At 56.8% G+C, this 25,794-nt stretch carries 19 protein-coding genes and 7 pseudogenes; 18 read left to right on the forward strand and 8 right to left on the reverse strand.

What is annotated here, in order from left to right; translation table 11 throughout:
- Positions 1-208 precede the first annotated feature (208 nt).
- From istB to CIT25_RS33290, 3 genes and pseudogenes are all read right to left on the reverse strand, one after another.
- Positions 209-826: an IS21-like element helper ATPase IstB gene (gene istB / locus CIT25_RS36665; protein ID WP_245330119.1), complete on the reverse strand. Its 618-nt coding sequence runs from the start codon at positions 824-826 to the stop codon at positions 209-211.
- Positions 818-1,742 (reverse strand): annotated as a pseudogene (gene istA / locus CIT25_RS37900) (IS21 family transposase); the annotation flags it as partial. The gene istB and the pseudogene istA, both read right to left, overlap by 9 nt.
- Positions 1,743-1,897: 155 nt before the next feature.
- The gene (locus CIT25_RS33290) at positions 1,898-2,272 is read right to left on the reverse strand and encodes an ATP-binding protein (RefSeq protein ID WP_280953404.1); all 375 of its coding nucleotides are present in this window, start codon (positions 2,270-2,272) and stop codon (positions 1,898-1,900) included.
- Positions 2,273-2,781: 509 nt separating this feature from the next.
- On the opposite strand from CIT25_RS33290, the gene CIT25_RS37285 reads away from it, so the two are divergent.
- From CIT25_RS37285 to CIT25_RS33365, 15 genes and pseudogenes are all read left to right on the forward strand, one after another.
- Positions 2,782-3,717 (forward strand): lytic transglycosylase domain-containing protein, encoded by a 936-nt coding sequence (locus CIT25_RS37285; RefSeq protein WP_245330115.1) that lies wholly within the window; start codon positions 2,782-2,784, stop codon positions 3,715-3,717.
- 146 nt (positions 3,718-3,863) lie between these two features.
- The gene (locus CIT25_RS33300; protein ID WP_245330116.1) at positions 3,864-4,223 is read left to right on the forward strand and encodes a TrbC/VirB2 family protein; all 360 of its coding nucleotides are present in this window, start codon (positions 3,864-3,866) and stop codon (positions 4,221-4,223) included.
- A gap of 58 nt (positions 4,224-4,281) precedes the next feature.
- Positions 4,282-4,560 carry a VirB3 family type IV secretion system protein gene (locus CIT25_RS33305; RefSeq protein WP_095489358.1) on the forward strand — a complete coding sequence of 93 codons (279 nt, stop codon included), beginning with the start codon at positions 4,282-4,284 and terminating at the stop codon, positions 4,558-4,560.
- A gap of 100 nt (positions 4,561-4,660) precedes the next feature.
- The gene (locus tag CIT25_RS33310; protein WP_245330118.1) at positions 4,661-6,883 is read left to right on the forward strand and encodes a VirB4 family type IV secretion system protein; all 2,223 of its coding nucleotides are present in this window, start codon (positions 4,661-4,663) and stop codon (positions 6,881-6,883) included.
- Between the two features lie 130 nt (positions 6,884-7,013).
- Positions 7,014-7,838 carry a type IV secretion system protein gene (locus CIT25_RS33315; RefSeq protein ID WP_095489360.1) on the forward strand — a complete coding sequence of 275 codons (825 nt, stop codon included), beginning with the start codon at positions 7,014-7,016 and terminating at the stop codon, positions 7,836-7,838.
- A gap of 6 nt (positions 7,839-7,844) precedes the next feature.
- Positions 7,845-9,005 carry a TrbL/VirB6 family protein gene (locus tag CIT25_RS33320; protein ID WP_095489361.1) on the forward strand — a complete coding sequence of 387 codons (1,161 nt, stop codon included), beginning with the start codon at positions 7,845-7,847 and terminating at the stop codon, positions 9,003-9,005.
- Positions 9,006-9,056: 51 nt separating this feature from the next.
- The gene (locus CIT25_RS33325) at positions 9,057-9,722 is read left to right on the forward strand and encodes a VirB8 family type IV secretion system protein (protein WP_095489362.1); all 666 of its coding nucleotides are present in this window, start codon (positions 9,057-9,059) and stop codon (positions 9,720-9,722) included.
- A 27-nt stretch (positions 9,723-9,749) separates the two neighbouring features.
- Positions 9,750-10,508 carry a TrbG/VirB9 family P-type conjugative transfer protein gene (locus tag CIT25_RS33330; RefSeq protein ID WP_095489363.1) on the forward strand — a complete coding sequence of 253 codons (759 nt, stop codon included), beginning with the start codon at positions 9,750-9,752 and terminating at the stop codon, positions 10,506-10,508.
- On the forward strand, positions 10,498-11,910 hold the full coding sequence (locus tag CIT25_RS33335) for a TraB/TrbI/VirB10 family type IV secretion system protein (RefSeq protein WP_158302712.1): 1,413 nt from the start codon (positions 10,498-10,500) through the stop codon (positions 11,908-11,910). Before CIT25_RS33330 ends, CIT25_RS33335 begins: the two co-directional genes overlap by 11 nt.
- Positions 11,907-12,923 carry a P-type DNA transfer ATPase VirB11 gene (gene virB11, locus CIT25_RS33340; RefSeq protein ID WP_095489365.1) on the forward strand — a complete coding sequence of 339 codons (1,017 nt, stop codon included), beginning with the start codon at positions 11,907-11,909 and terminating at the stop codon, positions 12,921-12,923. The genes CIT25_RS33335 and virB11 overlap by 4 nt, the downstream gene beginning before the upstream one ends.
- A gap of 627 nt (positions 12,924-13,550) precedes the next feature.
- The gene (locus CIT25_RS33345) at positions 13,551-14,297 is read left to right on the forward strand and encodes a response regulator transcription factor (RefSeq protein ID WP_158302713.1); all 747 of its coding nucleotides are present in this window, start codon (positions 13,551-13,553) and stop codon (positions 14,295-14,297) included.
- A 252-nt stretch (positions 14,298-14,549) separates the two neighbouring features.
- On the forward strand, positions 14,550-16,139 hold the full coding sequence (locus CIT25_RS33350; RefSeq protein WP_095489367.1) for a hypothetical protein: 1,590 nt from the start codon (positions 14,550-14,552) through the stop codon (positions 16,137-16,139).
- A 243-nt stretch (positions 16,140-16,382) separates the two neighbouring features.
- Positions 16,383-16,553 carry a hypothetical protein gene (locus CIT25_RS33355; protein WP_158302714.1) on the forward strand — a complete coding sequence of 57 codons (171 nt, stop codon included), beginning with the start codon at positions 16,383-16,385 and terminating at the stop codon, positions 16,551-16,553.
- 315 nt (positions 16,554-16,868) lie between these two features.
- The gene (locus CIT25_RS33360; RefSeq protein ID WP_158302715.1) at positions 16,869-18,263 is read left to right on the forward strand and encodes a hypothetical protein; all 1,395 of its coding nucleotides are present in this window, start codon (positions 16,869-16,871) and stop codon (positions 18,261-18,263) included.
- Between the two features lie 90 nt (positions 18,264-18,353).
- Positions 18,354-19,075 (forward strand): annotated as a pseudogene (locus CIT25_RS33365) (IS6 family transposase).
- Positions 19,076-19,205: 130 nt separating this feature from the next.
- Here CIT25_RS33365 and CIT25_RS33370 read toward each other — a convergent pair.
- The 3 genes and pseudogenes from CIT25_RS33370 to CIT25_RS38650 all read right to left on the reverse strand — a co-directional run.
- Positions 19,206-19,743, reverse strand: a pseudogene (locus tag CIT25_RS33370) (transposase); the annotation flags it as partial.
- 233 nt (positions 19,744-19,976) lie between these two features.
- A pseudogene (locus CIT25_RS33375) lies at positions 19,977-20,411 on the reverse strand (ATP-binding protein); the annotation flags it as partial.
- Positions 20,412-20,522: 111 nt separating this feature from the next.
- Complete coding sequence (locus CIT25_RS38650) at positions 20,523-21,116, reverse strand: hypothetical protein (protein ID WP_425351772.1); 594 nt, start codon at positions 21,114-21,116, stop codon at positions 20,523-20,525.
- Here CIT25_RS38650 and CIT25_RS38655 point away from each other — a divergent pair.
- The gene (locus CIT25_RS38655) at positions 21,082-21,255 is read left to right on the forward strand and encodes a hypothetical protein (RefSeq protein WP_425351771.1); all 174 of its coding nucleotides are present in this window, start codon (positions 21,082-21,084) and stop codon (positions 21,253-21,255) included. The genes CIT25_RS38650 and CIT25_RS38655 overlap by 35 nt on opposite strands.
- 298 nt (positions 21,256-21,553) lie before the next feature.
- Here CIT25_RS38655 and CIT25_RS33385 read toward each other — a convergent pair.
- Positions 21,554-21,892 (reverse strand): annotated as a pseudogene (locus CIT25_RS33385) (IS6 family transposase); the annotation flags it as partial.
- Between the two features lie 157 nt (positions 21,893-22,049).
- A pseudogene (locus CIT25_RS33390) lies at positions 22,050-22,339 on the reverse strand (integrase core domain-containing protein); the annotation flags it as partial.
- A 243-nt stretch (positions 22,340-22,582) separates the two neighbouring features.
- On the opposite strand from CIT25_RS33390, the gene CIT25_RS33395 reads away from it, so the two are divergent.
- Positions 22,583-23,806 carry an IS110 family RNA-guided transposase gene (locus CIT25_RS33395; RefSeq protein ID WP_342587130.1) on the forward strand — a complete coding sequence of 408 codons (1,224 nt, stop codon included), beginning with the start codon at positions 22,583-22,585 and terminating at the stop codon, positions 23,804-23,806.
- A gap of 370 nt (positions 23,807-24,176) precedes the next feature.
- Positions 24,177-25,468, forward strand: a pseudogene (locus tag CIT25_RS33400) (IS110 family RNA-guided transposase).
- Positions 25,469-25,794 lie beyond the last annotated feature (326 nt).

A 25,794-nucleotide genomic window follows, 5' to 3' on the forward strand; every position in this document is an offset into this window, starting at 1 on the left:
GTGGCAGGTGGCAGGTGGCAGGTGGCAGGTGGCAGGTGGCAGGTGGCAGGTGGCAGGTGGCAGGATATATCATGATGTAAATGTCGTGCGCACGACATATGACGTTCTTTCAGTCTACATTAAATAGGTCACTTTCTGTATACCTCTGAGAGTTATTTAGGACTAATATAATATTTCTGTGGACAATAACTTCACATGGTACTATCAATTATTGCCAAACTATTGTATTTCGATTTGCTTTGTACTTATTTACAGATCCTTCGATCTGCACGACGACTGCATGGTGAAGAAGTATGTCGAGCAATGCTGTTGCGACAACAGGATCACCAAAAACTTCGCCCCATTCTGCAAAGCCGCGATTGGAGGTGAGTACCATGGCACCCTTCTCGTAACGGGCATTGACGAGCTGGAAGAAGAGATTGCCGCCGCCGGGCACGACCGGGAGATAGCCGATTTCGTCGACGACCAGCAGGGATGCGCGGCATAGATAGCGGATACGCTCGCGCAACTGCCCCTCGCGCTCGGCCTTGGCCAGCGAGGCGATAATGTCGGCGAGCGTTGAGAAGTAGACGCTCTTTGCGGCCTTGACGGCTTCGACGGCGAGCGCGGTCGCCAGATGGCTCTTGCCGGTGCCGGGCGGGCCGAGAAGATGGACTACCTCCGCCCGCTCGATGAACTTCAGTTCGGCCAGCGCCATGATGCGGTCCCGATCGAGCGATGGCTGGAAAGCGAAGTCGAAGCCGGCGAGCGTCTTGATGGTGGTCAGGCGCGCCATCATCAGAGCAGCCTTGATGCGCCGACTTTCGCGCAGGGTTAGTTCTTCCACCAGAAGTTCGTCGAAGGGAACTGCCGGGAGAGGTTGAAGTTCCGGCTGCTCCGCCGCGAAGGCTTCGCTGACGATGCGTTGCGTGGTGCCGTGCAGGCGCGACGGTGTCGAGCCAATCTCGCAATTGCTCGTTCAGGTCCTCGAGATTGCGGAAGCTGCGGGCCAGGAAGAAGTCCTCGCGGATATAGCGGAATGGTCGCTCGACTTTGCCCTTGGTTTTGGCGCGATACGGCCGGCAGGCTCTGGGCTGGAAGCCAAAGTGCTTGGCCAGCGCCAGCAGCGAGCGATTGTAGATGATGTGGCCTTCGTTATCTTCGCCGGTGACCGCCGTCTTCATCCTGTCGTAGAGGATCTCGATCGGTATTCCTCCAATGGCGTCGAACGCCTGCATATGACAGCGCAGCAGCGTTTGCAGGTCCTGGTGCATGACGTAGCGGGCGAAGATGTAGCGCGAGTGGCCAAGCACGAGCGAGAACAGCCAGACGATGCGCGTCACGCCCGGCGCGTCGGTGAACTCGGTGACGAAGCGCGCGAAGTCGATCTGTGCTTGATATCCGGCCGGAGTCTCGAACCGCACCTCGAAGGGACGCACCTGCTCCTGCGGTCGGATTGCGGCCACGAAGCGCTTCACGGCGGTGTAGGCGCCGTCATAGCCGCGCTCACGAATCTCGCGCGTCAGGCGCACGGCGCTCAGATCGGGAAAGGCCGAGACCCGTTCGCGCAGATAGTCGACAAAGGGCACGATCTTGTTTGGCCGCCCCGCCTGTCGCGGGCCATAGGCGGGAAGTTCGAGCCCGCGCTCGATGTATTTGCGGACCGTCTTGGGATCGCGGCCCGTTCGCCGAGCAATCGCGGTCACGGACAGGCCCTGACGGTGTAGATCCAATATCATCAGAAGTTCTCCAAGTTGGACCACCAGCGCCGCTCCGATTCCGATCAAATCGGGACGGACTATCGACGCCGGAGCGAAAGCCGCCAGTTCCGGGACGCGTCCCGGAACTGGCGGCAGCAGCGCCAACTAGGGAATTTTCGATGCCCACAATCAGGGAATATTCATCGCCCGATGACAGATCAGCCTTTCCAGCGACCAGATCGATAAACTTCAACGCCGACTGCAACGGACCAGGCGATCAAGGAAAGGTGCATCATGAAGCATTCGAGTTCTGCGGACAGGTCATGCCATCTGGCCACCGGGACCTGGGCGGTGATCAGGGTGGATTTGCGGCGATAACGTTCCTCGACGAGTTCGAACAGATGGAAGCGCTGTTGGTCGGTGAGGCTGTGGGTTCCGAAGTCGTCGAGGATGAGCAGTTGCGCGCGGGTGAGCTTGTGGATGAGGCGTGGAAAGCGGCCATCGAGACGGGCGAGTGTCGTTGAAGGCGCCTTTGGTATCCGTCGGATCTGGCGGGCATATGCGGCTCCGAACTTGCCTGTCCATTCGCCCATGGTCTGGAAGGAGACCGCGTGCCGCGAACGGCGAGCATGTCCTCGACATGGCGAAGGCTGAGCGGAAGGCGGGACTAGCGCCACACCGCATCGCTGATGATTTCACCCGGAAAGCGATGGCGCTTGCAACAATGACCGGCGGGGTCGGCAGGACGTTCGGTCATGGCGCGACTTAGGACGCCAACCTTCACGCCGAGTTAAGGCGACGGTACCCGACAGCGGTTCAAACTGCCGATCTGAATGGCGCGCGGTGCACTATGGCCAAATCGGCACCCAATATCACCAATGCAATTCAAGGCAAAACTACAATTGAAACCATTCAATATTTGACATTCCTACAAACGATTGGCAAAACCAAAACAACAAGCACAAACAAAAAGGTTTGTTGAGCAAATTGTGGCCTATATGATTGGGGAAATACAATCGTCTCCCTAAGACAAATTGCTCACATATTATAGGAAATATATTACATGTGCTCAAGTCCATCTAGGGGGTTAAGTAGCAACAAGTTGCTCGCGAAAGTGGCAGTTGCGATTTCAACGCTAGCCATTGTCTCGATTGGGCAGGGCGATGCCGCTGCCAATGCTGGAATGTTTGAGCAAAGCGACCACGGGGCGCTCATCGAGGTAAGAAGAGGCGCCACCAGCCGCGCGACGCCGCACGAAAAGCTGCATTTGGCGCAGTTCTATTTCGATGCTGAGGCCGAAGCTGTCCCGGCCGAGCGGGGCCAGGCTCCGGTCTCCTGCGCGAGTCTGAATGGTCTGTCGCTGGCTACGGGCACGGCAATCGCCAGCGAGACAAATTCTGTACTGGAATTTACAGGCGCGTCGACCGATGAAGCCGCCTTCCGTCATCCCTCCTCATCGGCCCGTGCGACCAAACGCGCGCGAGACCTTCTGTCGAGGCGGCTCAGTTTGCCCTCTCTTCCGACGGCGCGCAGCATGGCAAAAGACCTCACCTATGACCAGAGGAATATGTATTGGCTTGCCGCCGATTTTGGACGGCGATTTGCTTCGAGGCCAGGCGTACGCAAATCAAGCTTAGACCAGTCAATGTTTGTTGATCTCTTCACTGCGATGATTCAGCGAGAGAGCAACTTCAATCCTCGCGCGGTTTCGTCGGCTGGTGCTGTCGGGCTCGGCCAGTTGATGCCGCGTACCGCATTGGATCTCGATGTCAAGAATCCGTTCTCAGCGCAGCAAAATCTCGAGGGCGCCGCCACATACTTGACAGAAATGCTCGATGAGTTCGGCTCCTTTGAACTTGCCCTCGCTGCCTATTACGCTGGGCCTGCAGCTGTGCGCAAGCACGGCGGCATTCCGCCCTATCGGGAGACCCGGCAATATGTGTCGGACATCCTTCACGCTGTCAGTGTCGAGCCGAACAATATCGCAGTTCAAATCGCAAGAGCGGGGAGGATGCGCCGCCCCATCTGCTTTCGCTAGTGACAGATGCCGATCAACGTCCCGGTGACAATGCTGCGACGGACGCATTTTTCACACTGTCTTGCAGCCGCGCAGGTCGGCCATAATTAAACGTCCTATGTATATAGAATTAGGACCCGGATGGGTCGGCAAAGAGGAATAGCGGAATGTCAACGCCAAAGCTTAAAGTGAAAACGCTTACAAAAATGTCGGTCGAGACACTTGGAAATATAATCAAGAGCGTTTGGCGGCTTTTGCCCGCAGTGTCTGCGGCAGTTTTGTTGACGATTATTTTTATTACGCCGAGTGCTGCGCAGGATTTCAATGGTGTGACAACATTCCTTCAGGCGATTGTGGAAGCGATAACCGGGCCAATCGGGGTTTCAATCTCTGCCTTGGCCGTCATCGCCGTTGGCTTCTCTTTTATGACTGGTCGCATGGACTGGACCTTCGCAGTCTCAATCATCATGGGCATCGCGATCGTGTTTGGCGGCGCAAGTTTCGTCCAGGGCCTAGCCGCACGCTAATCCGGTTCGGCGCGGATGCCGTGAAACTACCTCGCGAGCCATAAGAGGAGTACAGACCATTCAACGTACAACGCTTTTTATAGGCTTGACGCGCGAAGTCGCCTTTGCGGGATTGCCGGTCGTGTATCTGGTTGTCCTCATAGGCGTCGTAATGCTCGGCTTCATCATAACCAAATCATTCATCTATCTGTTGGTCGTGGGCAGTGTTGGCTACGCCGCTTTGCGTACCCTAGCAGCCTATGACCCAAAGATCATCGACGTTTTCATCGCAACCGTGAAAAGCACGCGCATGCGCCCGGCACTCCTGAATAGTGAAGGCCTAGTATATCATGCATAGGTTACTACGATCCGCTCACGAATGTGAACAACTTGCAGTCAACCTCCCATATGTCAGCATCGTGGACGATGGCACCCTCATGTTACGCGATGGCGATATAATGGCCGCTTTTGCTGCCGAAGGGGTCAATGCCGACACGATCGATAGCCGGCATACGATGGAGCTGAGTAACGCATTCTCACGCTTCATTGCACAGCAACGCGGTGACGTTGGATATTATGTCCATCGCATCTCTGCTGAAACTAGACCCAAGATGCGACAGGTCAAAGGAGATCGTTTCAACGAGGAGATTGATCGGCGCTGGCGAAATTATCTCGAGACTATAGGGTTGCGCGACCGGGTTACGATGGTCACTATTGTGATCCGACCGCCGAAGAGGCTGGCCAAGATACTCAATATGTTTGGCAACGCGGAGGTCTACAGTCGTGAAGAGGTCACTGCGCGCGCAGTTCGCCTCGATCAGATGATTAACACCTGCATGGTTAACGTAAGTTTGGCAAAGCCTCGTCGGCTATCCGTCTCGGATGGTGAGTGGCTTAGTTTGTTGCGTACCGCGATCGACGGATCAAGTGGGCGCCTTATTGCTGGCGAGAAGTTCGTCCCTGTCGCTGACCTCTTGGCGAGTTCGACGGTCACGTTCCGCGGCAACGTCTTCGAATGCGACAACCCCAACCCAAGTCTCAAACGCTTCGGAACCATCATATCCGTAAAGGACTACCCCACCGAGACTTATCCCGGCATCTTCGACAGGCTTAGCCTGCCTTACGATACCGTGGTTTCTCAGAGCTTTACGCCGATCGACAATATTGCCGCCCAAGCTAAAATCGCTCGTGTGCGCAAGCGGATGAAGGCGGCGGAGGATGCGGCTATCTCTTTGATGGCGCAACTCGAAGAGGCCGAGGACGATATTGCATCCGGCCGCGTCGCCTTTGGCGACCACCATTGTAGCATCGCTGTATTTTGCGAGACTCAGGAGGAGCTTGAGGCGGCCATGGCTTACGTCACGCGCGCCATGCAAGACGCGGGTTCTGCAATTGTTCGCGAGAACTTCTCTGCCCGCGCCGTTTATTTTGCTCAACATCCCGGTAATTTCCGCTATCGCACACGAGCGGAAATGATCTCCTCGCAGAATTTTGCAGAACTTTGCGCCATGCACGGCTTGCCGAAAGGCAATCCACCCGAGCTATGTCCTTGGGGCGACTGCGTAACAACATTGCCCACAGCTCGCGGCGAGACGTTCCGCTTCAGCTTCCATTTGCCGGGCAAGGCAGGTCAGCGCACGGTCGGGCATACGCTTGTGCTTGGCCAAACCGGGTCTGGCAAGACGCTTAGTACAGCTTTTCTGCTCAGTCAGGCCCATCGGCTTGGCGCTCGGATCATAGTCTTTGACAAGGATAATGGTTTCGAGATGGCGGTCCGTGCCATGGGCGGAACCTATTCCTCCGTGCGTATGGGGCAGGAAACGGGCTTCAACCCTATGCAAGCGGAGGCAGATAGCCGCGGTGCGGCATGGTTGTCCGATTGGCTTTCCGTATTGGCTGACAACGAGGGCGGACGGCTAAATCCGTTGCAATTTCAGGCACTCCATGATGCCACTCAGGCCAACGCAACGGCTGACCTCCGCCTACAGAACTTCGCGCAGTTCCGCAGCCAGCTGCGTGCGACTGACGATGATGGTGATCTTTATAACCGACTTGGCCGCTGGGACGAGAGTGGTCAATTCGGCTGGCTGTTTGGGGGTAAGAGTATCGATTCTCTTGCCTTCGATAGTCGGATCACCGCTTTTGACCTCACGGAGATTTTCGACAACGACACCATCCGCACCGCGTGGCTTAGCTATGTCTTTCGACGGGTGGAACGGCTCGTAGAAGACGAGGCTCCAACATTGCTGGTTCTTGATGAAGCCTGGAAGCTGCTCGACGACTCATATTTTCAACTGCGCCTGAAAGATTGGATGCTAACCATGCGCAAAAAAAATGTTGCAGTCGTTCTCCTGACTCAACGTGTGTCCCACATCACCAACAGCGCTGCGGGCGATGCGATACTGGAGAGCGCCGTCACGCGTCTGGTCTACCCAAGTTCCTACAACACTGAAGCCGAACTCGCGCCGCTCAATCTCACGCCGATGGAAAGTGCTTTCCTTCGGATAAGCAACGTGGACAACCATTTGGTCCTATTGAAATCGGGCGGCGACAGCGTCGTTCTTGATTTCGCGCTCGGAGCGATCGGTAAGGGTATCGAGATCTTGGGGGGTGGGCGAGGGGGGAAAGCGCACGCAGGATGGCGTGACAGGCCAAACTTTCAAATGGAAATGCTGCAATGAAGATCTCTCTGATTTTTCTCACAATGATCCTAGCCCCCCTTACTGCCTGCCAAGCCGTTCCCGTAGTGCGCAAGAACAATTGTGTCTGCGCCTGGGAAACACTTGAGCTCCAAACCAAAGGAGTTGTGTCATGAGAGCTGCTTTCCCGACAGTCATTGTGTCTGGTATTTTGCTTGCAGCCGCCGGCTCGCTGGTGCGGGAGGCCAGGGCCCAGGAAAGCCAGATCACGCCTGCTCCCCTGCCTTCTATTGGAGTGGTCCCCGCCGCTCCGGACGGCGCACAGGTGACCTTCGACAAGAACGCCGTTGAGTTGCTGACGTACTTGGTAGAAATGTGCCGGCTGTTAGGGGGTGGTATGAGCCAGCTTGTAGCATCCGCGCAGACAGCAGAGCATCTGCTAATTGAGAATCGAGAAGTGGGCAAAGCGCTGCTTTCTTCCATTTCAGGCCCGAAGCGTTTCCCGGTGAACAATGGCAAGGCTGACGTCGCGGCCCGTGAAGGAGGGCCGAGTTTGCGGGAAATGGTTGACGATGCACTGAATGGCCGCGGAGTTGGCCCGGGAGGCATTCAGGCGGCCCTTACCGAATTTCGAGCTCGCTATCGCTTGGATCAGGCATTTGCGCTGCACAACGACCAGCACCTCAGTAAGGTCATCATTGCGAATGGATCGGCTCGGGGCGCAGTGGCGGCCTCTACTGCGGAGGAATCCTACAAGCGTGCCAACGCCAGCATGGGGAGGATCACTGGCTATATCACCGCGCTCGAAAACAGCAACGACTTAAAAAGCAGCGTTGACATCAACACACGCGTGATGATCGAAATCGCGCAGCAGATCAATGAAACACTGCGCACCCAAGCCGCGATCGCATCGCTGGCAGGATCGTACTTCATGGCATTAGGCGCCGAGTCCGCCGAGCCGGCCGCCATCCGCGATCTTCTCGATTTTAACAGGTAATGCGCGGTGGGTGTGATTTCAAACATTACTCGTACACTCGACTCGACGCTTGTCGACTATGCGCAAGTAGTTTTTGAGGGAGTTGCAGAGCCGATTAGGGATCTGCTCGGCGCCATGGCCTTGGTCTCATTGTTGCTTATCGCGATAAATCACTTAGTCCAATTAAGAACTATAAATTACTCCGTGTATCTACATTGGGCGTTGCGATATATAATGATATATTCCTTTGCAACAATGTGGGTAAACTTTGAAGGCATCTATTCGATGCTTATTGATGTACCAAACAATTACGCAGCCATTATGATGCATGCGGCCAAAATGCCAATCAAGAACGTTGATCCCGCTTTTCTCGATCCTGAGCGGATGTCGGACACATCTTCAGCGATGGATGAGTTCGCCCATGCAGTCCTATACCTATCTGGGAAATACATAGAAGATTTTTCGATTTGGCACGTCGGCAAGTCATTTCGTAACGTTTTTATTGGTGTGTTATTCCTAATTGTTGGCGCCTTCTTTACCGCCGCTTGCGCGATTATTGTAATGATTGCCAAAATTGGATTCGCCGTGTCGATCAGCCTAGCGCCACTAGCTATCATCATGCTGATGATGCCTCAAACGAGTCAGTATTTTGAGAGTTGGACCCGCTTCACGACGGGTTTCGTGGTCCTCCCACTGCTGACCGCGACCCTTATGGCTATTGTGCTGTATATCGCCGCTGAAGTCTATGTGTCATCCCGCGGTAATGATTTCGCCTTCATTTTCATCATCATGGCGGCGACGGTTCTCCTGTTCATGATCCCAACCATGGCAAGTTCCCTGGCCTCTGTTTCGGTCGCAGCTGTAGGAGCCGGTGCGGTCACTGCCGCAGCTTACATGGCCAAGAGTGCTGCAATGAGAGTGCACGGCGGCAGTCAACGATTGCGAGACGGCATAAGTGTGGCAGGCGCCGCACGTGAGGCTGGAGCCTCGCCGGCGGCGGCGGCATGGTCGGCGATCAGTGCGATGCGCCAAAGCGCCCATATCCGGCAGCAGCGTCTCGATGAGCGTCTTGCTCGTCGCGCGATCGGCCTGTCGTCATCGAAATCGAATGCTACGAGAGATCCTCCGATGGCTCCTCCGACTCACCCTCTCGCTCAATACGGCAACCGAACCGTATCTCCCGAATAAGACCGCTGACCCGCAACGGAATCGGTAACGCAACCGAATTAGGAGAGACGTGTGTCTGAACTACAGCACGGATTTGAAGACGAGGTCTTTTTTAGCCTTCGCGAACAGCGCAACAACTGCGCAAAGATCGCAGTTGGTGCCACTGCCGCTAGTCTCTTGTCCTTGGTGGCTCTAATAGTCATGCTGCCGCTCAAACAAACTAAGCCCTATGTAGTGATGGTAGACAAGACCACCGGCGAGGCTGAAAAGATCGTTGAGGTGCAGCCCACCTCGCTGCAAGGGCAGGAGGCTGTCCTTCAGGCGGAACTCGTTTCCTATGTCGTCGACCGGGAAACCTACGATCCAGCTGACAACAACACCCGCATTCCTGACGTTATGGCTCGCTCATCCGACAGTGCCGCGCAAACCCTAGCGCAAACATGGCGTTCGGAGTCAGAGCAATATCCGCCCACACTCTACGGCAAGAACGTTCGCGTGCGTGTTGTCGTCAAATCTGTCTCCCTGACCCCGAGGGGGCGCAACCCAGCGGATCTCGCGCGTGTGCGCATTACCAAATACCGTGAAGAAAAGGGGCGAGACGTAGTTAAGCGCAGTTTCCTTGCCACAATTGGCTATCAGTTCAAGCCTGGACAAAGGTCCACCTTGGAGGCGGTGTGGAAAAATCCGCTTGGGTTCAACGTCTTGTTCTATCGGATCGATGCGGAAACGGCTGGCTGATGATAGTTAACACAAAGACAAGCAAAAATGTATAAATTCATCTATATTTACTTACTCTACGTCGTGATTTCGGTGAATTCGGCAATGGCTGAGCAGTCGCCGGTGGGTTTTGCGTCGGACGTGCGGATAAAACACTACGTGTACGACGAAAGAAACGTATATAAGCTTAACCTATATATTAAGTCGGTCACAGCTATTCAGTTCGCTGAAGGAGAAAATGTCGAATCAATTCTCATCGGAGACAGCGCTTCCTGGGAGGTGATCAGGCTGAAGAGAGGCAATGTGATCAGTCTGAAGCCTATTATCGACAAAGCGCTCACCAATATGACAGTCTACACTGATCAGCGCGTCTATACATTTGAGATACGTTCGGTCGGCCAGATAAGCGCAGGAATGGCGGCGGGCGCCGACCAGGCATTCCGGGCCGTCTTCACCTATCCTCATGAGTTGAAGGCAGTGGGCAATAGCCCTGCCGCAGTCGCTCCAGCAAACCACGGCTACATGGTTTCGGGTGACGCCCGGTTTCGCCCGCTCGCCGTCACAGACAATATGTTGCAGACGACGTTTGTCCTGCCCAGGGGCGCGCCCCAACCGGCAATTTTTAAGGTCGATCATGATCGGGTGGAAAAGCTGGTCAACTCGCGCAGTCAAGGCGATCGCATCATCGCCGACGGAACCAGCGACTACTGGGTGATGAGAATCGGCAATGACACTGTGTGCGTAGGCAAAGCGAATGCTGTGCATTCGGCAAAACCACGGTGGAGAGGTTTGGTACATGACAGATAGCTCGCCCGACATCGGCCATCGACAGGATCCCGGCGGAGCGGAAGCGGCGGCGGACGCGGATCATGAACGAGAAAAACTGCTTAAAAAACGGCGAGCCCGGCAAACGGGTAAATCTAAGCGCAGCAGAGGCCGTGCGCTCTTTGTTGCCGCCGCGCTGCTCGCCGGGGCCATAGCGTTCGGGACGGCGCTCGGCCCGAACCAAAGGGCGGCGATCCTCGGCTTGCATGATGACGATGAGCAGAAGACGTTGCAGATTGATCTGGAAGTTGATCGCTCGACCAAGGAAAGCCCAACGCTTGATTTTTCCGTTCCTGAGGCGCAGCCAATAGCGATCGAACCAAAGGCCGACGAGATAGACAAGAGATTCAATGAACTAAGCAATAAAATCGACCAAGTAGCCAGAACTAAAAAACAGAATAACATTTCGGTCGCCGACGTTCAAGAATTACTTGGGCGCTATACGAAGCAAATGATGCGAAGTCTTCGCTCGGAGCGGGATGAGGTAGAGGTGGAAAATGCACGTTTGCGCGGGGAAGCCTTGCGGCTGGAAAAAGAGCACAAAGGCTCCGATGAGGCTGCTAAGCTCAACGCCGAAAATCATCGACAATTCCAAGAAATCGATACCAAGCAAAGGGAGTCGAATGGTGTTGTCATGGATGAATCCAGCGCGCGCTCCGCGTCAGGCGATGGTGCCCCACAACATTCCCAAGACCGGGGTGCGAACGACCGGTCCCTTGCAACCGGTACTGCCTCTGAAGCAGAGACCTCTGTATCTCGCACTCTCCCTGATCCGTCGCGTATGGTCGCTCAGGGCACGATGATCTCCGCCGTACTTGAAACTGCTATTAATACGGAACTGCCAGGAAACATCCGGGCGCAGGTTATCGAACCGGTATTCTCCTTCGACGGATCTCGTATTCTGCTGCCCGCAGGGACAAGATTGATTGGCACCTTCGGGAACAGAGACGATATTGAGCAAAAGCGCGTGTTAGTCGGATGGGATCGGGCTCTCACTCCCGAAGGCAAGTCGATCGCGCTCGGCTCCATAGGTACGGACCTGCTTGGTCGCGCCGGCACCGAAGGAAACGTAGATAACCGCTACGCCAAGAAGATAGGTGCGGCTGTCCTCATCAGTACCATCAGCGCATTGCCTTCTATCATTCCCGCGATGACAGGCAGCAGCAGGTCCTCCGGAGATGGTGGCGCGACGATCACGGTTGAAGGACGAGGGGGTTTGGGTGACGCCAATCGGGATGGCCAAGTCACGTCGAACGTTGCCAGAACACTCAGCGACCAAAGTGAGGATATTGTGAACAAGTACCTCTCCTTACCTCCTGTCCTTCGTGTCCCGCAGGGCGAGGAAATTCGCGTCTTTGTCAATCGAGATCTCATTATTCGATGAATGATCAGCAGCTTAAAAATAGCATTTCGTACGTGGAACAGTACTTACACCCACTCAAAGACCATCTAGTACATGCTAGTATCAATGAGTTGGCGATCAATCCAAACGGCTCGATCTTTGTTGAGGAGGCCGATTCGATATACATGCGTGAGATCGGCGTGACCTTGCCGCCCCAGGCCATTAAGCGGCTTGGAGCACAGTTAGCCGGAGAGACCCGAAACACGCTCGGGGCACTTAATCCGATTGTCTCAGGCCGCGTTATGGTTTGGGGGAACCCGCAGCGTGTGCAGGTGGTCGTCGAACCTGCAATAGAACAAGGCGTATCGCTGTCGATTCGAAAATATCTGGCGCGGACTTCGGAAAGCGCAGATATCGACTACGTCGACGGCCGACAGATCATGGTGGATGCTGTTCGGCACGAACGCCATCGGGCAATCGCCGATGCGGCCAAGGCTGGCGACCTGAAGAGTCTGTTCCGACAGGCCGTTGACGAAAAATTCAATATTCTGATTTCGGGCGGAACGTCGTCTGGCAAGACTACGGTGGCGCGCGCTTTACTGGCGATCGCAAACCCTGCCGAGCGGATCATCACCATAGAGGATGCGCAGGAGCTTCATCCACCCCAGAAGAACCAAGTTGGACTAATCGCCGACCGTAAAAGGGACTCAGTTCGCAGCCCATCGAAACTTCTGGAGAGCTGTTTGCGAATGCGCCCCGACCGGATCATTCTTGGTGAAATCCGCGGCATTGAGGCTTATGACTTTCTTGAGGCGATAAATACCGGCCACCCCGGCGCGATAACAACTATACACGCCGATAGCCCCGAACTTGCTTTCGATAGACTGGCGCTCATGGTCATGCGCTCTGGTGTGCAGATGTCACATGGCGAGATAATCAAATATGCGAAAAAGACGATCGATTTGGTCATTCAGGTCGGCCGCCGCAACGGCAAGCGCGGTGTACTGGAAATCAACCTGCCTTCTCAGTCTAGTCCCTATGATTGCTTGGCCTGAGGGCTGTCCGTCTCCTATGCATGAGTCTCTGCGCCGGCCCAGCTGGCTTAACCCTCGTACGTTGTATATCGGATCACGGGCGCGCCTAAGGCCAAAAATCAGCGTGAGAGCTTCGACGCGGGCGAGTCGCGCGGGAAGACTGAAGGCATGGCGTGGGTCCCAACCACTGTGTTGAGGCGACGGATGGGGAGCGTGGTTCCAGACGGCCGTGACCGAAGTTCTCACCCAGCCCGCCAGACGGCGACAGATCCGGCTTCCAACGCCGTAACCTGAAGCCGACGGCCTTTTAGGCGGTGGAGCTTTCATCTTACCGGCTCACTGATGCGGCGCACTTTGCAACTTTGGTCACCTAGTCGCCCTCCCCGTGGGAAATGGCGCGGAAAACTCCAACCCCGATTCGAGGGGCGTTTAGCGGAGGCAGACAAACGCGAACAGCAATAGGCCACGGCGCTTGCCCAGCGCCTTAAACGGCAGCGCTACGAACTCAAGTTCCTTCGGTTACAGCCAACCAGGGCCGTGCAAATTGGAGGTGGCTGCTGCACCCAAATGCCTCCCGCTAAGCAGGAACTGCACTTGGAAGTTGCGGCCAAACCAACACCGACTAGAGGGGGGCGAGTGGAGAAAAGAATGAATGAAGCATGCAAGAGAGTAAACGTCCTTATAGTCGACGATGATCTCGCGTTTACCAAAAAAGTGGAACAGCACCTGCAGAGGTGCGACATGTCAACCACTGTGGCACATACGCCGGCGAAAGCGTTGGAAATATGCGAAAAGCGAGAGCCGGACGTCATCATCGCCAATTTGGATTTTGATCACAATAGTGGCGCCGAAATCTTGCGCAATCTCCGCGACGGTGGGAGCATACCCGTCGTCGTTACTGGGAACCACCGCAGCGAGAACGATCTGTTGGCCTGGCTAGAAGCCGGTGCAGACGAGTATTTGAGTAAGCCGTTATCAATGCGCGAGCTATCGATGCGCATCAACGCTCTTGTCAGACGGCGTTTGGCCAACTCCGTGCAAAACCAGTTAAAGACAGAATCGGGAAGATGGTTGTTCGGTGGATGGGAGCTCCACTTGAGGACTCGACAGCTCCGTCACCCTTCGGGCAGGCCAGTACCGCTCACAAAGGGGGAATACACTCTTCTGGTTGCCTTCCTCGAGGCGGCGAATCAGCCATTGTCCCGAGAATTCCTTCAACGGGCCACCCGCATTCACGAGGACATCTTCGATCGCAGCGTCGATGTTCAGGTTATGCGCTTGCGCCGAAAGATCGAAGTGGATCCGCGTGCACCACAAATAATAAAGACCGCGCGGGGCATCGGTTATGTGTTCAGTATAGACGCCAATCGGGAATATACCAAGAGTCGGTTTTGACCGACATGGGCCTATTGGCGGATCCCGATCAATTTGTTGGTCTCGGAAGCTGCGAGGAGTTTCTGCCAGGCGCCGTAGGCCGCATCGAGACAGTGATTTCCCGGGCTGCTAGCGATCTTCCCTTAAAGTTCGTCTTGATAACAAGTTGCGCTTCAACACCGACGATGCGTAGCGATGTGCCATCTGTTTTGCTGAATGTGAACGCAGGCGATAAACGCTGCAACAACTTAAAAATGAGAAGGACAATGGACAATGGCCAACCGCACAAGAGAAGTTATGGCGGTCAGGTATCTGACGGACGTCATGCGAAGCCGAACTCCAGCCTATATTCCAGACGGCAGCATTGATAACGAATTAGAGTGGCCGCGACCCGTGCCTGGGCGGTCCTTGAAGGACGCCCTTGAAATCCGGATAGACCGGCTTCTAAGTCAAACCATTCCTGCCACGCCCGCATACAATAAACAACGGCTCTATGCGTTGAATGCAATACATCAGGCCAATCGTGGCCAGACGACAGAAAGCACTGACGTCAACGAACTCCGTCGCATCATTGATACGATCTGTGCAAAGCGCCCCATATTGCCGACAGTTGTTTCTCCATATGTTGCTGCCGCACTCCATGAGCAACTGCAGAAGTACGCAAGGATGAACGGAGGCGACCCGCGAGAATTCCCACACATTGAAATTCTGGGCCACAGACGGGATGAATTGCAGCTTCATGAATATGATGAAAGTTTTTCGAGCGGAACGCCCCGAAACCCAGAATTACAGAAGGCCACTCTGAGAGAGATCAACACTCTGTTAGACGAGATCGTGCCGGACGGCGCTTTTTTTAATAGTCTGCGTCAGGCGGTTGTAGACGAGATTTGCGAAAGTGGCGAAATGTTGTCACTCTGGGCTAAGCAGGAGTCGCAAATTGCGAAAACGAGGGCCAGAACCGGCGAAATAGGCTTTATCCCGAATTCCTATCACTATGGAAAAGTAAGGGCGATGAGCGCCTTAGCAGAGAAAATGGTTCCTTGGAGAGCGGAGTTACGGCCACAACAAAAACTGGCTCCAGAAACTGCTATAGACATCGCAACGCTCATACAGCGGCATTGCGACTTAACCCGGCAGCATGGTGACAACCGTTTTTTCTTGCCCAAGCAACTGCCAAAAGGGATTAAGGACTCAATACGTCGGGTGACTCCGCAGCGAGTGCGTTCCAATAGAGTCGCCAAGGAGATGGCAACGCGTGTTCTTGATGCCATGGACGCGGTCGTTGGCCCCCGTCGCGGAAACTTCGCGAGCCGTGCGTGGTTCCTTAAAACGGCGTCAGAACACAGGGAATACTGGTTGAAGCCAAACAGCACGGCCCTGGCAGAAGATTCCCCGACTCTCTTCTCCTTGGTCCGGAGCTATTCGGTCGTACTGAAGTCAAAGAGCTCGGAGATGGGGAGGCTGGTGCAAACAATAGAGGATTACCACCAAGCGTGGCAAGGTCGTCTGCGGGAGGTGCCAGAGGATCATGTGCTAAAGAGATTAGCTTTACCCGTTCGGTCGACCAAGATCGATTTGGATCATTCCGAAGCTATACTTGAACTAGCCAAGGCAGCCAATATGCCTGGTCAACAGAAACTCAAATTGGTGCACCGCAATGAGTTAGAGGAAATAGCGCCGGCTGGAAATCGTCCGCCATCCACATCAACAGAAAGCAATGCACCAACCCGCGCAATGCTAGAGTCTTCTGGCTCGTCCAGCCATAACGTCCACGGAGATGTTGAAATCGAAAGATCTCTTAATGGGAGAAAGCGGCCGCGCGACCTTGAAGAACGTGAGAGGGGCAACTCGATGAGCCGCTGAGACTGTCAATAACCACGGAATCGGGACCCTGGGTTTTCATGCAAAGGGGCTCTGGACACGCTCTCGCTGAGACGAGGCGCGCCTGGGCAGATCAATCTTGGCGCGGCCGTACATTCGCCGCTTGCTAGGGTTTGAGCTTGGTGATCTTGACCTGATGACCTGATGTGGTGGACGGCCTCCGCTCTCGGCATCGCAATGTGCCAAAGTGTGGCTGTCGAAAGTCACATGAGGGAGAGTCCGTCCATGGAGAAGATTACCACAATTGTGCAGGTGTTTCAGGTCCACGGCGTCAATGGCGCTAACGCTGTCGTTGTCCGTGCTGAAGGGCGAGACCGGCTGTCGGTGCCGCGGTCGGCCATCACGCAGGCGCGCGTGTCCCGAAACGCTCCGGCAGGCAATCGCGATGGGCAGTAGGACACTATTATCAGCGCTACCACTACCGCCGCCCGGGGGCCAGCATGGAATATATCCTCGGCCTGCACCCCGATCAATCTGTTAGTTATCTCGATCTTCTCGGCACTCCGAAATCTCTTCGTCACCCTGCATCAAAAACGATCCCCTGGCCACTCACATTCACCGCATACGCGCAATAGCGCAGACGGGCGCGGTTGCCTGATCTCGGAAAGCCGCGGGGGCAGTTCGATCACCGCTCGATAACGAGACAACTCCCCCTAAATGGATTAAAGCCCGAAACAGATGACCGCTGATCGAGCCAGACAGGAGACTTAAATGGTGGATTCGTCCGGCGCAACAGACCCTCTCAACATCGGCAATCTGCAAGATGATATGCTGAGAGAGATATGCAAGCGGGTAGTCAATCAAGCCGACAGCGTCGTAGCTTCCCAGAGAAGCATCAATGCGTTACGAAATGTCAATCAGAAGTTCCGAGCAGTTGTTGATAGCGAGTTTCGGGAAGAAACACGATCCGCTCGTTTCGAAGAGGCCATGATTGACGCGGGTAATTCAGCTGGAACTAGAACTGCAAATGAGATCATCATCTATCATGACGTGGACGGTCTGGCCACGAAGTACCGTATCAAAAAGTTAGCCGCGGAGCGCGACATCAACGCCGGAATGGATCCCCGTCTCGCCATTGAGCGCAATGACGTGGACGATCCGGTCGCGCAGAACATGCTCAAAGAGCACGCCGCGAAGCGCGACATCAACGCCGGAATGGATCCCCGTCACGCCATTGAGCGCAATGGCGTGGACGATCCGGTCGCGCAGAACACGATCTTCGGTACCGTCATCAAGCCCCATCCGCTTGTTGCCGCCGGGAAAGTTGCGACACGCGAAATTCGTGGCTTCTTTTTGGCAGCAGGACGGCGCATCAGGAACCGAGGCTCCGCGGGTAGGCTCACGCGGGAATTTATCAAATTGCAAGCCGGGATGCGCGACATCAACGCCGATCCCGAGATGGTTGCCGGTACCGCTATCGAGCGCTACGGCGTGGTCAATCAGGGCACGCAGAATATAATTAAAGAGCACGCCGCGATGCGCGACATCATGGCTGGGTTGGTTGCCGGTACTGCTATCGAGCGCAATGGCTTGGACAATGCGGTCGCGCAGAACACGATCAAAGAGCACGCCGCGGTGCGCGACATCACGGTTGGCATGGTTGCCGGTACCGCTATTGGGCGCAACGACGTGCACAATCCGCACGCGCAGGACCGTATCGAATGGCGCGCCGCGGTGCGCGACGTCACGGTTGGCATGGTTGCCGGTACCGCTATCGAGCGCAACGACGTGGACGATCCAGTCACGCAGGACCGAATCAAATGGCACGCCGCGGAGCGCGACATCAACGCCGGCGTGGCTGCCCGTATCGCCATCGAGCGCCATGGCGTGGACAATCAGGACACGCAGGACGATCTCAAAGAGCAAGCCGCGGTGCGCGCCATCAACGCCGGCGTGGTTGCCCGTATCGCCATCGAGCGCCATGGCGTGGACAATCAGGACACGCAGGACCGTATCAAAGAGCACGCCTTGAAACGCGACATCGACGCCGGCATGTCTGCCCCTACCGCCCAGGAGCGCCATAATTTAAATCCGAACAGCAGAAACCCGCACACCACCAGGGGGCTAGATGAACGTTCTCGTCAGGAGGAAGGACGTGGGCGCTGATCTTTGGACCAAATGCCCGCAACAAGGTAAAAGAAGTCCTGCCAAGGCAAGGCGACGGCACTGTAACGCTAACCAAGCATTGATCAAAATGTGGGATCTGGCGGCACCAGAGTTGCCCGTCGTGATCCAATTTATCGTCGCCACCGATTTTCCGGCCGAGGTAATTGCCCATGCTGTTTGGCTATATTTCCGGTCCGCTCAGCCTGCGGATGGTCGAGGATATGCTGGCAGCGCATGGCGTCGTCGTCTCTCACCAGACCGTGCGACTTTGGGCTGAGAAATTTGGCAGACACTTTGCCAATGATATCCGCAAGCGATCGGCGGGCAAGCTCGGCGACAAATGGCATCTCGATGAGGTTGTCATGACCATCGGCGGAAAGAAACACTGGCTTTGGCGTGCCGTTGCTTTGTTCTGGACGTCTTGGTGCAAAGCCATCGGAATAGCAAGGCGGCAAAGCGATTGATGTGCAAGCTCCCGAAAACACAAGGCCGTTCGCTGCGTGTAGTGATCACCGACAAGCTGCGTTCCTATGGTGCTGCGAAACGAGAGATCATGCCAGGCTTCGAGCATCGTTCTCACAAGGGACTGAATAATAGGGCGGAGAATTCTCATCAACCCCGTCCGAAGACGCGAGAGGATCATGAAGCGCTTCAAATCAGCGCGACAGCTTCAGCGTGTCGTTTCCATCCACGACCCGATCAGCAACCTTTTTCATATTCCCCGTCACGATATTCCATCCAACCACCATCGCGAATTGCAAGCAGCAGCCTTGGACACTTGGCGAGACGTCGCTCGCCTTCAAGCTGCCTGATCGCAGCAAATATCGTACTTCCTTGGCCCTGTCACACTGCACTAAATTAGGTTCTTCCTCACATTGTGTGGAGCGGCGGCAGCATTCGTGCTCTCAGCAGTTCAGGACCTGCCCGACCGTACATTGCAGTTTCGAAGTACCATGGCGATGTGGGGTTCAGTGCTGCTCGCCGCCTGTCTGGCGGGAACCTTGAACTTGAGCCAATTCGCTACGCTGCGACGTTCATAGCCGGTCTGCCTCGCGATTTCGCTGTAGGACAGACCCTCTTCGCGCAAAGCGCGGAGCTTTTCGAATATCTCCCGGCGAGATTGCCTATGTGCGAGACGGGTGCGCCGGGGATGTGTGGCAGCGTCAACAATTGCGTCCTCCGACAGGATGGCCCTGCCCGTGGCATGTCCAGAAGAGCTCATCTGTTTGTCGATTGCCGATTGCCGAGCGAAGGTTCTGGATCAGATGAAACCGATCGGCTACCTGCCGGGCCTGCGGTGCGCCTTCTCGGACGGCCTGCGCATAAAGGCCGCGCGGTCCCGGCTGACGACCTCGACGGAAGGATGGTCACGCAGCCACTTGGCCGCACTCTCGACGCTGCGATCGTCCAGTATGTCGACAACCGAGCGACGCTCGAGATCAATCATGATGGTCCCATAGTTTGTCGCACGCCGCCAACTCCGTACGCCTCCGCCGAAGCCCGGCGAAGGCCGCCTTGCGAGAGGATGGCACGGTAGCGAGGCTGCGCTGCGTATTCCAACGAAGCCGGCCATCGATTCCGATTTGAAGCCGGCCAGTCATTCCGATTTCATTCCGGCCGGTGTTCCGATTTGAAGCCGGCCATTTTTCGGACTGATCCTGGGTCTCGTTGATGTTTGGATTGGGTTTCGTTTCCGGTCAAGCTTGCGCTGTTTCAGACGCTCATGCTTTCCCCGGTGAGATCGATGCGATAGGCGTTGTGAACGAGGCGGTCCAGGATGGCATCGGCCAGGGTTGGGTTTGCAATGATCTCGTACCAGCGATCCAGAGGCAACTGGCTGGTGACGATTGTCGATCGGCGTTCGTAGCGGTCTTCAATGATCTCAAGCACATCACGCCGCTGGTCATCATTGAGTTTTTCCGGTCCCCAGTCATCGAGAATGAGAAGGTCGGTTTTGGCGAGTTGCTTGAGGATCCGGCCATAACGTCCGTCGCCTCTCGCGAGGGCAAGCGTTGCAAACAGCCGGGGAACGCGGTGATAGGCGACGGAGAAATCCTCTCGGCAAGCTTTGTGGCCAAGCGCACAGGCCAGCCAGCTCTTGCCGACGCCCGCCGGCCCGGTGATGAGAAGACTGTGATGCTTTCTGATCCGCCTTCAGCAAGCAAGCCGGCACGTTGCGGGCTTTCGTCCGCTACGTTGGGCGCGCTCAGCTCGATGCGCCCGCTACCCGGACGATGGCGCTGGACTTCGTCCTGTCGTTCAGCGGCGCCGCGAACAGCCGCGCAATTCGCCATGGCGTGCTTCGCCGGTTTTACGAGTATCTCGCCGTCTACGGCGCCCGGAGCGCAGAGCTTTCCCCAGATCCAGAGCGATTCCGCCTCCGCGCATTCTCAGCGAGGCCGAGTTGGCATCACTCATCGACGCATGCCGCCGCATCTCGCCGGGAATCCTTCTCAAGGGGCGGACAATGGCCACGCTGATCGGATTATTGGCGAGCTCGGGGCTGCGATAGGCGAAGTGGTCAGACTTGATCGTTCCGACGTTGATCTGGCCAACGGGATTCTCCTCATTCGGAAGACGAAGTTCCGCAAGGACCGGCTCGTTCCAGTTCACACGACGACCCAAGCTGCCCTTCGTCGCTACGTCCATGAGCGGGATGCCGCTTTTCCCATGCCCAAGGGCCAGGCCTTTTTCCTCAGTTCCCCGGGGCAACCGCCTCTCGGCGACCGGCCTGCAAAACGGCTTTGCCGAGGTCCGTAAACTCGCCGACATTGATGGCGGGCGGCGGCGCAACTGGACGCCGGCGGAGAAGGCGCGGATTGTTGCGGAAAGCGCGGAGCCGGGCGCCAACATCTCGGCTGTCGCGCGGCGCCAGCTCTGCAGTTTGTGCCAGTTACGATCGCGGGGCGAGGAGCGGCAGCTCGAGCATAGTGACGCACGGAAGAAGGAGGCGCCCAGGTCGACCGGTCGGATCGAGCTCGGAGATCGGTGAAAGCCGCCTCGTCCTGACGGGCTTAGTCGATCCGGCCGTCGTCTCCGCAGCCGCTTTCGCCTGCACCAGCCCAACGTGCCGTCGCCAGACCGAAAGAAGACCTCGATTGATCCCCCACCGCCGGGCGGTGATCACCTCGATCCGGCGATAGCGACCCTCTTCATGCCTGCCTTGATGACTGTCTTGATGACTGGCATCAGGGTCGTCCCACTCCATGCGCCTGCGCTCCTCGCAAATCAGGCGGCAAATCTCGCCAGTGTATAGCCCTCAGGCAAGATGGGGTGCTCGTGACGCTCACATCGCGTCGGCTCTGAACGATCTCGTCGAGAACATAACCGTCCTGGTCAACGGCACGCCAAAGCCAGTGCTTGCGGCCAGCCATGGAGACCACCACCTCGTCCAGATGCCAGACGTCCCCGTGCGACGGCCGCCGCCGACGGATTTGCTTCGCGTCGGCCGGTCCAAATTTCCGACCCCATCGGCGGATCGTTTCATACGAAACGACGATGCTGCGCTCCAGCAGCATTTCCTCGACAAGGCGGAGGCTCAGCGGGAACCGAAAGTACAGCCAGACCGCATGGGCGATGATCTGTTGCGGGAAGCGGTGACGTTTGTAGCTGATGGCGGAATTCTTCATCCCACTATCTCTACGCACCACTCACTGACAGTCGGTTTATGTGACAACTCCCTTACAGAACCAAATACGGCCGCCATACATGTAAGGCACACAATCAACAACCAAGATTGTCAAAAAACACGGCCTTCTGGAAAGGGCGTGACGTTGCCCCCAGTTTCTATCCAGGTTTGAGTTCGTTTCCGGCGTGGGTTGTGCCCTGCTGGGCGGGTGAAGCGACGGGCGCTGGCGCGGAGCCTTTGGCATAGCGCAGCGCGAGCGACCGTCGCGGATTGAAGGTGGTAGCGAACTCGGCCGGTGTCTGCCAGGCGAGTTGGGAGTGCGGCCGCGCAGTGTTGTAGTCGGCCCGCCAAAGGGCGATGGCTACGCGCGCCTGAGCCAGCGAGGTAAACAGCGTCTCGTTGAGCAGTTCTTCGCGCAGTCGGCCGTTAGAGTCTCGATGAAGCCATTATCCGGCATGTTGGTCTCGGTGCCATCGTTTGTTGGTCGTCAGGTTTCGTTAAGCTTGGCGCATCCGGGCCACGGGGCCCCGGGAGTCGCAAGTGCGGGCAGCCCGTCGTATGCAGATGAACTGCGAGTTCGCGCACATTATCTGGCCGCCCCTACGACTCGCCCGGATGCGCTGCGAGCGCGGATCCGTATTGTCGTGTTGCCCGCTGGGCTCCCTGTTCGTGACCAACGTTGGAGGGAACCGTGCGTATTATCGGCATGGACATACACCGCGTAGCCGCCGAGGTCGTGTCGTTGCTTGATGGCGAGATCGTCAAGCTCGGCCGCGTTCAAATGCTGCGCGATAAGCTCGAGGAGTTCGCCAGGAAGGAACTCACCCACGATGATCATGTGGTGATCGAGGCGACCGGCAATGCCGCGGCCGTCGCTGAAGTGCTGTCGCCCTACGTGGATCGGATCGTGATCGCCAATCCCAAGCAGGTGCACATGATCGCGCATGCGAAGGTGAAGATTGACACGATCGACGCCACTGTCCTTGCGAAGCTCTATGCTTCGGGCTTTCTGCCGGAGGTCTGGGTTCCGGATCCGGGGACCCTTGCCCTCCGAAGACAGGTCACCAGGCGCACACAGCTGGTTCGCCAGCGTTCGCGGCTGAAGAACCTGATCCAGTCAATCCTCCACGCCCACCTGATCCCGCCGTGTCCGCATGGGAACCTGGTCGGGATCAGCGGGCGCAAATGGCTGACGAGGCAAATATTGCCTGCGGATGAGCGCGCCGCCATCGAGCGCCACCTCGGCTTGATTAACCAGATCAACGAGGCGTTGACGGTGGTCGAGGCGGATATCGCGGTGCATGCCCTCCAGGATCCGACAATCCGCCGCCTGATGACGTTGCCCGGCATCGACGTCACGGTGGCTGCAAGCGTTGCCGCGGCAATCGGCGACATACGGCGCTTCAGCGATCCACAGAGGCTCGTCGCCTATCTTGGCCTCAATCCTAGCGTGCGGCAGTCCGGTGAGGGGCCAGCCTATCACGGCCGCATCACGAAGCAGGGCCGCGGCCATGCCCGGGGGATGCTGGTCGAGGCGGCATGGGCAGCAGTGCGATCGCCAGGACCTCTACGCGCCTTCTACAAGCGGATCGCCTCGCGCCGCGGGAAGCACATCGCGGCCGTCGCCACCGCGCGCAAGCTTGCAATGATCATCTGGCACATGCTGAGCAAGGATGCCGACTACATCTGGGCCCGGCCGGCCTTGCTCGCCCGCAAGTTCAGATCGGTCGAGCTGCGTGCCGGCCTCCCGACCAGCCATGCCAGGCGCGGCACCGCCTTCGACTACAACATCCCGGCCAAGCGCGCCGAAGAACGATCCCGAATCGAGAAGGCGGAAGCTGCCTATGCAGCAGCGACTTCCCGATGGCGAACGAGGCCGGAAAGGCCGAAGGCTGTGGAAAAAGATGCCGAATAAGAAGAAGGGGGCTATTNATCGAGAAGGCGGAAGCTGCCTATGCAGCAGCGACTTCCCGATGGCGAACGAGGCCGGAAAGGCCGAAGGCTGTGGAAAAAGATGCCGAATAAGAAGAAGGGGGCTATTCTACAACATCCGTCTGCATCGGCTTGCCGGGCGCAATGTAATGCCATTCGACGCTGCCCAGGCGAGGATGGCGTTCGAGGTGAACTCGCTGCCATAGCACCTACGGAATGAAGGAGCCGCGGCGACCGAGAGAGCGGTGCGCGCAGCTTTTCGCTGCAGGCGCGCACCGCTGTCGAGGCGGCCATGGCCAGTCAAAGTTTATCTAGAATGTGAATGTTCACAACCCATTCCGGAGAGACCGACCATGACCACTTCAGATTTTACACCCGCCGCCGCGGTGCTGGTAGCGATCGACATTGCCAAGGTGCGCAATGACAGAAGTGCTGATCGAAGCACCGGGCCACAAGCGCCGGCGTCGCCTTTTGGTCCTCAACACCCGTGTTGAGCACGACCATCTGATCGAAGTGCTGCAGGCGTACGGCCGCCCTGTGGTCTGCGCCTTTGAGGCGACCGGGAACTATCACCGGCCGATAGCATGGCGCCTGGCTGAAGCGGGTTTTGAGGTGCGGCTGGTGTCGTCGCTGGCGCTGGCCCGAACACGAGAAGCGTTGCACAACAGCTGGGACAAGAACGATCCAAAGGATGCCCAGGTGATGCTGCACATGCTCAGGATCCAGGCGACGCAGGTCTACCATGATCCGCTGCGCGCCGGCATCAACGACGTGCAGGAACTGTCGAAGACCCATGAAGCGATCGCCAGGGCCAAGACCGAGATCCAGCACCGTATCCTGACGCACTACCTGCCACTGTATTTTCCCGAGATCGATCGATTCCGGGGGAACAGCCGCAGCGACTGGTTCTTCGCCTTCCTCCATGCCTTTCCGACGCCAGCAAGCATCACGGCGCTGACAAAGGAGGAGTTTGTGACAGCAGCGTGGGATGTCGTCGGCCGCAAGGTCAGCAAGACACAGATTCTGATGGATATTTACGAGACGGCGCGCTCATCGACCGGACTGCCGCTGCCGCTTGATGCCCCTGCCATTCGCATGTTCCGGATGGTCATTGACGAAGCACGCGGCCTGATCCGGCAGCGCAATGAGATCGAAGCGCAGGCCGACGAGCTGTTGCGGCACAGCCAGGATTATCAGCTCCTGCGACAAATCCCGGGCATTGGACCGATCAACGCATTGACCATCATTGCCGAAGCCGGCGATCTTCGCCGTTTCGCTCATCAACGCCAGTTTGTAAAGTTCTGCGGGCTGGACCTCTCGACACAGCAGTCAGGCCAATATCGGGGCCAGACCCGCCTTTCCAAATTCGGCAATGCTCGGCTGCGCCGCACCCTGTGGATCGCCGGACAAGTCGCCATCCGCCAGCGGGAGAATGGCTTCCGTCATAAGTTCGAACGCTACATTGCGCGGGATCGCGACAATCCCGATCTACGCCGCAAGGCAATGACCGCTATTACCGCCAAGATGGCCCGCGTCGTGCACGCTGTCGTCAAAGGTGGTTCCGACTACCGGCCCTTCGTTGAAGGGCGGGTGCCAGGTGGAAGAACCTCTGTCAGCTAGGGCCGTGAGGGCACCGATTCGATGACCCTGTAGATAATGTTCGGGTCTTCCGCCTGGATCAGAAGCTCGTGTTGAGGACGGGAGGGCCGCCTTCGTGCGGACCCTGTGTTTGCTATGGACGAGACCTTTTCCCTTGCCGGTGGAAGCCGCCTGGTTCGACGACTTGACCAACGTCACGCAGCAAGGGCATGCTGACGAACAGAGAGACCTTGACTGCAGGCTCCATTTCGTTCCGCGCTTAGGGCGTTGTCGCTGACGATCATCCTCGGGCGGCCCCGCTCGGTGATGAGCCGGTCCAATTCGCGGGCAACCCGCATGCCCGAGAGAGACGTATCAACGATGAGTGCCAGG

The sequence above is a fragment of the Mesorhizobium mediterraneum genome (assembly GCF_002284565.1).
In the GTDB taxonomy this organism is placed as follows: domain Bacteria; phylum Pseudomonadota; class Alphaproteobacteria; order Rhizobiales; family Rhizobiaceae; genus Mesorhizobium; species Mesorhizobium mediterraneum.